Annotated in this window: 10 protein-coding genes and 5 tRNA genes; 1 reads left to right on the forward strand and 14 read right to left on the reverse strand. The window is 68.1% G+C overall.

Translation table 11 applies throughout. The features are described from left to right. Positions 1–72: 72 nt before the first annotated feature. The 9 genes from lon to FD678_RS11775 form a co-directional block, all read right to left on the reverse strand. Entirely contained in the window at positions 73–2,541 is a 2,469-nt protein-coding gene (lon, locus tag FD678_RS11735; RefSeq protein WP_140723385.1) for an endopeptidase La, read from the reverse strand. Between the two features lie 247 nt (positions 2,542–2,788). After that, a complete protein-coding gene (gene clpX / locus FD678_RS11740; RefSeq protein ID WP_140723389.1) occupies positions 2,789–4,075 on the reverse strand; it encodes an ATP-dependent Clp protease ATP-binding subunit ClpX in 1,287 nt (428 codons plus the stop codon). A gap of 127 nt (positions 4,076–4,202) precedes the next feature. After that, complete coding sequence (clpP, locus tag FD678_RS11745) at positions 4,203–4,829, reverse strand: ATP-dependent Clp endopeptidase proteolytic subunit ClpP (RefSeq protein ID WP_140723392.1); 627 nt, start codon at positions 4,827–4,829, stop codon at positions 4,203–4,205. A 91-nt stretch (positions 4,830–4,920) separates the two neighbouring features. Beyond that, positions 4,921–6,216 (reverse strand): trigger factor, encoded by a 1,296-nt coding sequence (tig, locus tag FD678_RS11750; protein WP_140723395.1) that lies wholly within the window; start codon positions 6,214–6,216, stop codon positions 4,921–4,923. Positions 6,217–6,365: 149 nt separating this feature from the next. Beyond that, a tRNA-Leu gene (locus tag FD678_RS11755) sits at positions 6,366–6,450 on the reverse strand. A gap of 85 nt (positions 6,451–6,535) precedes the next feature. Then, positions 6,536–6,611, reverse strand: a tRNA-Lys gene (locus tag FD678_RS11760). Between the two features lie 76 nt (positions 6,612–6,687). Beyond that, positions 6,688–6,764, reverse strand: a tRNA-His gene (locus tag FD678_RS11765). 30 nt (positions 6,765–6,794) lie between these two features. Further along, positions 6,795–6,871 (reverse strand) — tRNA-Arg (locus FD678_RS11770). Positions 6,872–6,908: 37 nt separating this feature from the next. Further along, a tRNA-Pro gene (locus FD678_RS11775) sits at positions 6,909–6,985 on the reverse strand. 159 nt (positions 6,986–7,144) lie between these two features. On the opposite strand from FD678_RS11775, the gene FD678_RS11780 reads away from it, so the two are divergent. Beyond that, positions 7,145–7,906, forward strand: coding sequence for a Bax inhibitor-1/YccA family protein (locus tag FD678_RS11780; RefSeq protein ID WP_177497750.1), 762 nt, complete (start codon positions 7,145–7,147; stop codon positions 7,904–7,906). A gap of 51 nt (positions 7,907–7,957) precedes the next feature. Here the strand turns inward: FD678_RS11780 and FD678_RS11785 are convergent, their stop codons facing one another. The 5 genes from FD678_RS11785 to grxC all read right to left on the reverse strand — a co-directional run bounded on the left by FD678_RS11785 (position 7,958) and on the right by grxC (position 11,762). Further along, complete coding sequence (locus FD678_RS11785; RefSeq protein ID WP_140723401.1) at positions 7,958–8,878, reverse strand: LysR family transcriptional regulator; 921 nt, start codon at positions 8,876–8,878, stop codon at positions 7,958–7,960. 50 nt (positions 8,879–8,928) lie between these two features. Beyond that, positions 8,929–9,663 (reverse strand): cysteine hydrolase family protein, encoded by a 735-nt coding sequence (locus FD678_RS11790; protein ID WP_140723404.1) that lies wholly within the window; start codon positions 9,661–9,663, stop codon positions 8,929–8,931. A gap of 178 nt (positions 9,664–9,841) precedes the next feature. Next, positions 9,842–10,849 (reverse strand): isocitrate dehydrogenase, encoded by a 1,008-nt coding sequence (locus FD678_RS11795; RefSeq protein ID WP_140723407.1) that lies wholly within the window; start codon positions 10,847–10,849, stop codon positions 9,842–9,844. A gap of 218 nt (positions 10,850–11,067) precedes the next feature. After that, the gene (locus tag FD678_RS11800) at positions 11,068–11,463 is read right to left on the reverse strand and encodes a carboxymuconolactone decarboxylase family protein (RefSeq protein WP_140723410.1); all 396 of its coding nucleotides are present in this window, start codon (positions 11,461–11,463) and stop codon (positions 11,068–11,070) included. Then, a complete protein-coding gene (gene grxC, locus FD678_RS11805) occupies positions 11,460–11,762 on the reverse strand; it encodes a glutaredoxin 3 (RefSeq protein ID WP_256661917.1) in 303 nt (100 codons plus the stop codon). Before grxC ends, FD678_RS11800 begins: the two co-directional genes overlap by 4 nt. Positions 11,763–11,781 lie beyond the last annotated feature (19 nt).

The raw sequence follows: 11,781 nt of genomic DNA on the forward strand, positions 1-11,781 counted from the left end.
AGGCACAAGCAAGCCAAAACCCAATAACGGCGCGGGTTTTGGCTGCTTTTCGGGACTTGTCAGCGCGCGCGATCAGTGCTTGACGCGGGTCGATTGCGACGGCTTGGACTTGCGCCTCACCGCGACGCCGCCGGTGGCCTTGCGCGCCTTTTCCTTGATGCGCTTCGGCTTCAGCGGCGTCTCCAGGGCCAGGTCCAGCACCTCGTCGATCCACTTCACGGGGATGATCCGCAGGTCGCGGGTCACGTTCGCCGGGATGTCGGCCAGGTCCTTGCGGTTCTCGTCCGGGATCAGCACGGTATGGATGCCGCCGCGCAGCGCGGCCAGCAGCTTCTCCTTCAACCCGCCGATCGCCGACACCCGGCCGCGCAGGGTGATCTCGCCGGTCATCGCCACGTCGGCCTTCACCGGCACCTTGGTCAGCACCGAGACCAGCGACGTCACCATCGCGATGCCGGCGCTCGGGCCGTCCTTCGGCGTGGCGCCGTCCGGCACGTGCACGTGCACGTCGTGCTTCTGCAGGAAGTCGACGTCGATGCCGAGCCGCTCGGCGCGCGAGCGCACCACCGACAGCGCCGCCGACGCGGACTCCTTCATCACGTTGCCCAGCTGGCCGGTCAGGATCAGCTGGCCCTTGCCCGGCACCAGCGTGGACTCGATCTGCAGCAGGTCGCCGCCGACCTCCGTCCACGCCAGGCCCGTGACCAGGCCGATCTCGTTCTGCTCTTCCGCGCGGCCGAAGTCGAAGCGGCGCACGCCCAGGTACTTGTCGAGGTTGGCCCCGTCGACGACGACCAGCGCCGCCTGCTTCTTCGCGCTCTTCCTGGCCGGCTTCCTGGCCGGTTGCGGGCCGGCCAGGGCGATCTCCTTGACCACCTTGCGGCAGATCTTGGCGACCTCGCGCTCCAGGTTGCGCACGCCCGACTCGCGCGTGTAGTAGCGCACGATGTCGCGGATCGCGTCTTCCTCGATCGCCAGTTCCTCGGGCTTCAGGCCGTTGGCCTTCAGTTGCTTGGGCACCAGGTAGCGCGCGGCGATGTTGAGCTTCTCGTCCTCGGTGTAGCCGGGGATGCGGATCACCTCCATGCGGTCCAGCAGCGGACCGGGGATGTTCAGCGAGTTCGAGGTCGCCACGAACATCACTTCGGACAGGTCGAGGTCGACTTCCAGGTAGTGGTCGTTGAAGGCGTTGTTCTGCTCGGGGTCGAGCACCTCCAGCAGCGCCGAGGACGGATCGCCGCGGAAGTCCATCGACATCTTGTCGATCTCGTCGAGCACGAACAGCGGATTCTTGCTGCCGACCTTGTTGAGGTTCTGCACGATGCGGCCCGGCATCGAGCCGACGTAGGTGCGGCGATGGCCGCGGATCTCGGCCTCGTCGCGCACGCCGCCGAGCGACATGCGCACGAACTTGCGGTTGGTCGCCTTGGCGATCGACTGGCCGAGCGAGGTCTTGCCCACGCCGGGCGGGCCCACCAGGCACAGGATCGGCCCCTTCATGTTCTTCACCCGCGACTGCACGGCGAGGTATTCGAGGATGCGCTCCTTGACCTTCTCCAGGCCGTAGTGGTCGGCGTCCAGCGTCTCCTGGGCGACCTTGAGGTCCTTGCGCACCTTGGTGCGCTTCTTCCACGGCACGCCGAGCAGCCAGTCGAGGTAGTTGCGCACCACGGCGGCCTCGGCCGACATCGGCGACATCTGCTTGAGCTTGTTGAGCTCGTTCTTGGCCTTGGTCTCCACCGCCTTGGGCATGCCGGCCTCGGCGACCTTGCGGGCGAGCTCCTCCAGTTCGCCAGGCGCGTCGTCGAGGTCGCCCAGTTCCTTCTGGATCGCCTTCATCTGCTCGTTGAGGTAGTACTCGCGCTGGCTCTTCTCCATCTGCGACTTGACCCGGCCGCGGATGCGCTTCTCCAGCTGCTGCACGTCGATCTCGCCGTCGACCAGGCCGACCAGCAGTTCGAGCCGCTCGCCGACGTCGGTGGTCTCCAGCAGGCGCTGCTTGTCGGCCAGGCGCACGCCGATGTGCGCGGCGATGGTGTCGGCCAGCCGGCGCGGTTCGTCGATGCCGGCCAGGGTCTGCAGCAGCTCCGGCGGCAGCTTGCGGTTGGTCTTGACGTACTGCTCGAACAGCGACATCAGCGAGCGCGCGATCGCCTCGACCTCGCGCGGCTCGCGCGTGTCGACGGAGGCGATCTCGGTGCCGCGGCCCTGCAGCGCGCCGTCGCGCTCGACCACCTTGTCCACGCGCACCCGGGTCAGGCCCTCGACCAGCACCTTGATGGTGCCGTCCGGCAGCTTGAGCAGCTGCAGCACCTGCGCGAGCGTGCCGACCTCGTACAGGTCGCCGGCGACGGGGTCGTCGGTCTCGGCGGACTTCTGCGCCACCAGCAGGATGCGCTTGTCCGCCTCCATCGCCTGCTCGAGCGCGCGCATCGACTTGTCTCGGCCGACGAACAACGGGATGACCATGTGCGGGAACACCACCACGTCGCGCAGTGGCAGCACCGGCAGGTCGAGTACTTCGGTTTGGGCCTGGGCCATGAGGGGCTCCGGAAGAGGGGGAATGCGGGGCAACGACTAAGGGGGTCCGCGCACCTGAATGCGCGCCGCCCTTGTGAAGGGGCTCCCAGAAAAGACCCGGCACGGGGCCGTGCCGGGCTCTTGCGAGGGACTCACAAAAAAGCCGATGGCCCCGTTATGGGGCCATCGGCGAGGGCTTGCAAGTAGTCGTTGGAATGTCTTTTCCGCTCAACGGGTTACGAGGCGGCGACAATCCTTAACAGGGGCTTCAGTCGCCGGAAGCGGCCTTGGCCGGCACCGGCGGGTTCTGGTAGATCAGGTAGGGCTCGGACTTGTTCTCGATCACCGACTCGTCGACCACGACCTTGCCGACGTTCTCCTGCGACGGCAGCTCGTACATCGTGTCCAGCAGCACCGACTCGACGATGGTGCGCAGGCCGCGCGCGCCGGTCTTGCGCTTGAGCGCCTTCTTGGCGATGGCCGACAGCGCGTCGGGGCGGAACTCCAGCTCCACGCCCTCCATCTCGAACAGCTTCTTGAACTGCTTGGTGATGGCGTTCTTCGGCTCGGTGAGGATCTTGATCAGCGCCGGCTCGTCGAGCTCCTCGAGCGTGGCGACCACCGGCAGGCGGCCGACGAACTCGGGGATCAGGCCGAACTTGATCAGGTCCTCCGGCTCGACCTCGGCCAGCACCTTGCCCACTTCCTGCTTGCGCTCGCTGCTCTTCACCTTGGCGCCGAAGCCGATGCCGCCGGCCTCGGTCGAGCGCTGCTGGATCACCTTGTCCAGGCCGGCGAACGCGCCGCCGCAGATGAACAGGATGTTCTTGGTGTCGACCTGCAGGAACTCCTGCTGCGGATGCTTGCGCCCGCCCTGCGGCGGCACCGAGGCCACCGTGCCCTCGATCAGCTTCAGCAGCGCCTGCTGCACGCCCTCGCCGGACACGTCGCGGGTGATCGACGGGTTCTCGCTCTTGCGCGAGATCTTGTCGATCTCGTCGATGTAGACGATGCCCTGCTGCGCCTTCTCGACGTCGTAGTCGCACTTCTGCAGCAGCTTCTGGATGATGTTCTCCACGTCCTCGCCGACGTAGCCGGCCTCGGTCAGCGTGGTCGCGTCGGCGATCGTGAACGGCACGTTGAGCAGGCGCGCCAGCGTCTCGGCCAGCAGCGTCTTGCCCGAGCCGGTCGGGCCGACCAGCAGGATGTTGGACTTGGCCAGTTCGACGTCGTCGTTCTTCTGCCGGCTCTCGATCCGCTTGTAGTGGTTGTACACGGCCACCGCGAGCGTGCGCTTGGCGCGCTGCTGGCCGATCACGTACTGGTCGAGGACCTCGAGGATTTCCTTCGGCTTGGGCAGGCTGGAACGCGCCGACTGCGCCTTCTCCTCGAGCTCCTCGCGGATGATGTCGTTGCAGAGCTCGACGCACTCGTCGCAGATGAACACGCTTGGACCTGCAATCAGCTTGCGGACCTCGTGCTGGCTCTTGCCGCAGAACGAGCAGTAGAGAATCTTGTTGCTGTCGCCGGAACGACCTTGGCGGTCTTCGCTCATGCTTCTGTTACCCAGTTACCCCACCCGATGAACGGGGGTTCGATTTCGAGAATAGCACAGGGTCGGGAGGACACCAGCCCATACCCGACCCTGCCGGATTTTCCTGTGTTTTCCAGAACTTGGCCGATCAAGTGGGCTGGATCGACTCTTCCGGGCGGCGCTCCAGCACCTGGTCGACCAGGCCGTAGGCCTGCGCGTCGACGGCGCTCTTGAAGTTGTCGCGCTCGGTATCGCGCGCGATCGTCTCCAGCGACTGCCCGGTGTGCTTGGCCAGCACCTCGTTCAGGCGCGCGCGCAGGGTCAGGATCTCGCGCGCGTGGATGTCGATGTCGGTCGCCTGGCCCTGGAAACCGCCCAGCGGCTGGTGGATCATCACCCGCGAGTTCGGCAGCGCGTAGCGCTTGCCGGCCGCGCCCGCCGCCAGCAGCAGCGCGCCCATGGAGGCGGCCTGGCCGACGCAGATCGTGCTCACGTCGGGCTTGATGTACTGCATGGTGTCGTAGATCGCCATGCCCGCGGTGACCACGCCGCCCGGCGAGTTGATGTAGATGCTGATGTCCTTCTCGGGGTTCTCCGCCTCGAGGAACAGCAGCTGCGCCACCACCAGGTTGGCCATGTGGTCGTCGATCGGGCCCACCAGGAAGATCAGGCGCTCCTTCAGCAGGCGCGAATAGATGTCGTACGCGCGCTCGCCGCGGCTGGTCTGCTCGACCACCATCGGCACCAGGTTCAGGGCTTTGGTCTCAATGCTCATGGGTCTTCCTGTTCTGGCCCCGACCTGAGCCGGCGCCCGCTTCTGGGAAGCCCGCGCCGGGACGCGGGCCAGTGCGGAAGCCAGCCGTGCCTCAGGCCCGGATGGCTTCCTGGAACGACAGCGCCTGCTCGGTGTGCTGGGCGCGCTCGGCGATCCAGTCGATCACCTGCTCTTCCATCACGCGGCTCTGCAGTCCCCCCATCAATTGGGGATCGTTGCGGTACATCTCAATGACCTGCTCCGGCTCTTCGTAGGTCGAGGCGATCAGGCGCAGGGTCTCGCTCACGCGCTTGGGGTCCAGGCGCAGCTCGTTGCGGCGGGCGACCTCGCCGACCAGCAGGCCGACCAGCACGCGCTTGCGGGCGGCGTCCATGAAGCCCTGGTGGGCGTCGGCCGGCACCGGGCCCGGGTCGCGGCCGCTGCGGCGGATCTGCTCCACCTGCTGGGCCAGCATCGAGCGGGCCTCGCCCTCGACCAGGCGCGGCGGCAGTTCGACGTGCGCGAACGCGGCGATCAGCTGCTCGCCGACCTCGCGGCGCAGGCGGTTCATCAGCGCGCCCTTCAACTCGCGTTCCAGGTTGGAGCGGATGTCGGCGCGGAACTGTTCCAGCTCGCCGCTCTTGACGCCGAAGCTCTTGATGAAGGCCTTGTCCACCTCCGGCAGCACCGGCTCGGAGACCTCGACCGCCTTGACGTGCACCTGGACGGTCTTGCCGGCCAGCTGCGGCACGCGCCAATCGGCCGGGAAGTCGACCGACAGGGTCTTTTCCTCGCCCTTGGCCAGGCCTTCCAGGCCCTTCTCGATCTGGTCGAACATCACGCCCGAGCCGAGGATGCTGCTGCCCTTCTCGACGCCCTCGGCCGGCAGGCGCTCGTCGCCGGCCTGCGACCAGGTCTCCAGCGCGACCAGGTCGCCCGCCTGCGCGCCGCGCTCGACCGGTTGCCAGGTACGGCGCTGCAGGCGCAGGTTGTCGATCATCTGGTCGATGTCGGCCTCGGTGACCTCGGCCGTGTGGCGGATCACGTTCAGCTTGGCGACGTCGATGTCGCCGAAGTCGGGCACCAGCTCGACCGTGGCCACGAAGTCCAGCTCGCCCTCGCCGGCGCGATCGATGCGCGGCGCGCCGGCGATGCGCAGGTCGTGCTCGCGCACCACCGAGTCGAAGGTCTCGCGCAGCAGGCCGTCGAGCGCCTCGGCGCGCACCTGCTGGCCGAAGCGCTGCTCGATCACCTTGGCCGGCACCTTGCCCGGGCGGAAACCCTTGATCCGCGCGGTGCGCGCGATTTCGCCAAGGCGTCCACCGACGTGGGACTGCAGACGATCTTCCGGCAGGGTGAAGGTCAGTCGGCGTTCCAGATTGCCGGTCGATTCGATCGAAGCTTGCATGTTGACTCCTGCCACCGACGCCCCCGGGGGTCGGCACGTAGTGAAGAAAACGGGTTGACGAACGCGGACGGAAGTCCGCCGAGCCTTGTAGTTTCGCCGATTATGGCGGCCGCTGCCAGCGGCGGACCAGGCCCGATGCCCCGTCGGGATGGTGCGAAAGGGGGGACTCGAACCCCCACGCCTTGCGGCACTGGAACCTAAATCCAGGGCGTCTACCAATTCCGCCACTTTCGCTGGGCCGCACGGCCGCGGCGGCGCCCATTGTTGCAGGGACACCCGCAAAGAAAAAGGCACCCGCGCGCGGATGCCTTTTTCGATTTGGTGGGCCGTCAAGGATTCGAACCTTGGACCTATTGATTAAGAGTCAACTGCTCTACCAACTGAGCTAACGGCCCTGAAACTGAGTCGCCCATTATAGGACGCTTTCCCTCGATTGCAACACCCTCGGCGAAACATCGAGGAAGCATTCAGTGGGGTGGCTGAGGGGACTCGAACCCCCGACAACTGGAATCACAATCCAGTACTCTAACCAACTGAGCTACAGCCACCACTGAAAACCTGCCCTGCCCGACCGCCGATGGCGCGCCCGACAGGAATCGAACCTGTAACCGCCGGCTTAGAAGGCCGGTGCTCTATCCAGTTGAGCTACGGGCGCCCGGACCGGACTCGCATTCCGCAACCTGGAACCGGAATGGTCGGGGTAGAGGGATTCGAACCCCCGACATCCTGCTCCCAAAGCAGGCGCGCTACCAGACTGCGCTATACCCCGGCGGAACGGACCCTCTCTTGCCCGAAGGCTCGAAAGGTCGGCTATTTTGATGAATCGCGCCGACCCGTGTCAATCGCGGATCGCGATTCGGTCGCTTCGGCTATGCTTCGGGGCAGGAATCGGCACTCCGCCGGCCAGCACCTAACAGGGAGAACAGACATGATGCGCAGCGGCAATCCCGCACTCCAGGAATCGACCTTCCTCGACATCGGCAGCGGCGCGGTCGTCACCCGCGACGGCGCGGCGATGACCCTGGGCGGCACCGTCAACAAGACCGCCGCCCTGCTCTTCCTCGCGCTGCTGACCGCCGCCTTCGCCTGGTACCAGACCGTCGGGCCGGACGGCATGCCCCTGCCCTCGGCGCGGCTGTACATGCTGGGCGGCGCGATCGGCGGGCTCGTGTTCGCGCTGGTCACCATCTTCAAGAAGGAATGGGCGCCGGTGACCGCGCCGCTGTACGCGCTGCTGGAAGGCTTCTTCCTCGGCTCGATCTCGGCAGTGTACGAGGCCCGCTTCAACGGCATCGTGTTCCAGGCGGTGCTGCTCACCTTCGGCACGCTGTTCGCGCTGCTGATGGCCTACCGCAGCGGCCTGGTCAAGGCGACCGAGAACTTCAAGCTGGGCGTGGTCGCCGCCACCGGCGGCATCGCGCTGGTCTACCTGGCGACGATCGTGCTGGGCTTCTTCAACGTCGGCATCCCCTACATCCACGAGTCCGGCTGGATCGGCATCGGCTTCAGCCTGTTCGTGGTGGTGATCGCCGCGCTGAACCTGGTGCTGGACTTCGACTTCATCGAGAGCGGCGTCGCGCAGGGCGCGCCGAAGCACATGGAGTGGTACGGCGCGTTCGGCCTGATGGTGACGCTGGTGTGGCTGTACATCGAGTTCCTGCGCCTGCTGTCCAAGATCCAGCAGCGCTGATCCGGGCCAGGCGGAAGCCGACGAAGGGGCGCCCCGCGGGGCGCCCCTTTTTCATGCCCGCGCCCCGGCCAGGCCGGCCTGCTGGGCGGCATAGTGCGTCCCCAGGTACTCGACCAGCGCGCGCACCTTGGGCGCCAGCGCGCGGGCATGGGGATACAGCGCGAAATAGCGGCGATGGCCGGCGTGCCACGCCGGCAGTACCCGGACCAGGCGCCCGGCGCGCAGGTCCTCCTGCACGGTCAGCGCGGTGAACAGGGAGATGCCGATGCCGGCGAGGACGGCCGCATGCAGGGCCGGGGTCGCGTCCACCCGCAGCCGCTGGCCGGTCTCGACCACCGCCTCGGCCGCGCGGGGGCCCTGCAGGCGCCAGGGCGCGCGTGCCGCGGTCGGGCTGAACTCCAGCAGGACGTGCCGCGACAGTTCGGCCACCTGCCGCGGCAAGCCATGGCGGGCCAGGTACGCCGGGGCCGCCACCAGGATCCGTTCGCAACAGGCCAGTTCGCGCGCGACCAACTGGCTGTCCGGCAGCGCCGGCGCGATGCGCAGGGCCATGTCGAAACCGCCCCCGACCACGTCGACCAGCTGGTCGTCGGCGGACAGGTCCAGCGCCACCCCCGGGTAGCGGGCCAGGAAACCCGGCAGCCACTGCGGCAGCTCCTGGCTGGCGACCACCTGCGGCACGCTGATGCGCAGCCGGCCGCCGGGTTCGGCCTGGCCGGCCCGGGCCCGGTTGTCGGCCGCCTCCAGCCGGTCCAGCAATTCCACGCTCTCGCGGTAGTAGGCACGGCCGGCCTCGGTCGGGGACAGCCGGCGGCTGTTGCGGTCCAGCAGCCGCACCTGCAGGTGCTCCTCCAGTTGCCGCAGCTGCCGGGACATCGCCGAATGGGTGGTGCCCAGGCGCTCGGCGGCGGCGGTGAAGCTGCCCGTCTCGACGATGCTGCGCAATGCGCGCAATGCGGCGAAGTGGTCCATTGGCCGGCGATCCCCGATGGCGCCCGCCAGGCGCGGGCGCGGCGAGCTTATCAAGCGCCGTCGCCGGCCCTGCGCACCGGCAGGGCGAGGATGGCGTCGGTCGTCATCACGTCGCCGAACGCATCCTCGATTTGCGCCAGCGACGCCTCGTGCAGCGCGCGATGGCCGATGCGCCGGCCGCCGGCCAGTTCGAGGTCCCGGCTGGCGGTGGCGTCGGACGACACGATCACCCGGTAGCCGCGCGGCGCGGCCGCGGCATCGCGCGCCGCGCCCACCACGCAGGCGTGCGTCTGCAGACCGGCGAAAAGGAGGGTGTCGATGCCGGCGTCCTCGAGCGCCTTGTCCAGCGCGGCGGCCGATGCGCCGGCGAACACGCTGACATCGCCCTTGCGCACCACGGTCTCGCCGGCACGCGGCTGCATGTCGCGATGGAAGGCGGCGCTGGCGCTGCCCTGCGCGAACAGCGGCGCGCCGGCCGGCAGCACGTGCTGCACGTGGATCACGCGGATGCCGTTGGCGTCGGCGAAATCGAGCAGGCGGCGGGCCTGGTGCAGCGCGGCGGGGCCGTCGGGGACGACCATGCGGCCGCCGGCGAAGCCGGGCGCGGCGCCGGCGTCGAAATACTCGTTCTGGAAGTCGATCACCAGCAGGGCGGTCTTCGCGGGGTCGAGCGAGGCGACCGCCGGCGCGCCGGCCATGTGGCGGATGGTGGGATGGGACGGTTCGGCGGAGGCGACGGCGGCCATGCCGATCAGGCTGGCCAGGCCGAGTGCGGCGACGTTCATGGGCAAGCTCCTGTGCGATGGAAGAAGGCGCACAGGATGCGGAGCGCGGAACGCGCGAACCAGCCGCCGGCCGGCACAGGGCCTGTGCGGGAATCGCACGGATCCGGCGCCGCCGGCCATACGCAAACGGGGCGCCCTGGGGCGCCCCGTCCGGTACGGCGGGTACTGCCGCGTGCGCTTACAGGCGGCTGGCGATCGCCTTGGCGAAGCCCATGGTGTTGCCGGTGCCGCCCAGGTCCGGGGTCAGCGAGTCCTTGGCCTCCAGCGTGGCGACGATGGCGTTGCGCAGGCGCTCGGCGTTCTGCGGCTGGCCGAGGTGGTCGAGCATCTGGGCGGCGCCCAGCAGCAGCGCGCACGGATTGGCCTTGCCCTGGCCGGCGATGTCCGGGGCCGAGCCGTGCACCGCCTCGAAGATCGCCGCGTCGGTGCCGATGTTCGCGCCCGGCGCCAGGCCCAGGCCGCCCACCAGGCCGGCGCACAGGTCGGAGATGATGTCGCCGAACAGGTTGGTGGTGACGATGATGTCGAACTGTTCGGGGCGCATCACCAGCTGCATGCAGGCGTTGTCGACGATCATTTCCTGGAACTCGATGTCCGGGTACTGCGCGGCGACTTCGCGCGCGACCTTCAGGAACAGGCCCGAGGTCGACTTGATGATGTTGGCCTTGTGCACCGCGGTGACCTTCTTGCGGCCGGTGTTCTTGGCCAGTTCGAAGGCGTAGCGCACGATGCGCTCGGAACCCTTGCGGGTGATGCGGGTACCGGAGAACGCGGTCTCGCCGTCCTCGGACACGGTCTGGCCTTCGCTCAGGTAGGCGCCTTCGGTGTTCTCGCGCACGGTGATCAGGTCCACGCCGTCGGCGAAGCGCGACTTGGTGTTCGGGAACGACTTGGCCGGACGCACGTTGGCGTACAGGTCGAACTTGCGGCGCAGCGCGACGTTGATCGAGCTGAAGCCCTCGCCCACCGGGGTGGTCAGCGGGCTCTTCAGCGCGACCTTGTTCTTGGCGATCGAGGCCAGGGTGGCCTCCGGCAGCAGGTCGCCGTGCTTCTCCAGCGCGACCAGGCCGGCATCGGCGAATTCGTACTCCAGCCCTGCCTTCAGCGCGTCGAGCACGAACAGGGTGGCATCCATGATCTCCGGGCCGATGCCATCGCCGCGGATGACCGTGATTGTCTGCGTCATAGGTGTTGGATTCCGATCAGAGGGGGTCGCGCCGGCCGGTACCACGGATCGCCGACGCAAGGAGGTTTCACGGGTAATTATGCCCGAAGCGGCTCCGGCGCCCCAAACCGACCTTGGTCTGATGGACCCGGGAAGAACGCCGGCCAAGCCATCGGCGCCGTCCCCGCGCGGGCGGGGACGGCGCGTCGATTTCTCCGGGCCGGGCCCGCGCGAAGGCCTCAGCCGTGGTCGTGTCCGGCCGGCGCGGCCGCCTGGCCGCTTTCGAGCTGGTCGAGGAAATCCACCGCGCGGCGCAGGTGCGGGATCACGATGGAACCGCCGACCACCAGGCCGACCGAGAAGGTCTCGAAGAATTCCTCGCGCGTGACCCCGGCCTCCTTGCACTGGGCGACGTGGTAGCTGATGCAGTCGTCGCAGCGCAGCACCATCGAGGCGACCAGGCCGAGCAGTTCCTTGGTCTTCACGTCGAGCGCGCCGGCCTGGTAGGTCTGGGTATCGAGCGCGAAGAAGCGACGCACCACCTGGTTCGGCTCGGCCAGGATGCGCTGGTTCATGCGCTGGCGGAACTCGGTGAACTCGCGGACGCGATCCTGCTCCTTGCCGTCCGCGCTCATGCGCCGGCCTCCGGGGCCTGGCCGGCCAGCAGCGGTTCGAGCTTGCCGGCGCGGTGCAGCGCCATCATGTCGTCGTAGCCGCCGACGTGGACGTCGCCGACGAAGATCTGCGGCACGCTGGTGCGCCGGGCGCGCGCGATCATCTTCTCGCGCTCGGCCGGGTCCAGGTCGATGCGGACCTCGGTCCAGCTCTGGCCCTTGCTCTTGAGGAAGTTCTTGGCCGCCACGCAATACGGGCAGACGGCGGTGGAATAGAGGGTGATCTGCGGGCCGGCGCCCGCGGCGGTCTCTTGGCTCACGGGAAACTCCGTGTGGATT

It is taken from the genome of Pseudomonas sp. Hp2 (genome assembly GCF_006386585.1).
GTDB lineage: Bacteria > Pseudomonadota > Gammaproteobacteria > Xanthomonadales > Xanthomonadaceae > Pseudomonas_S > Pseudomonas_S boreopolis.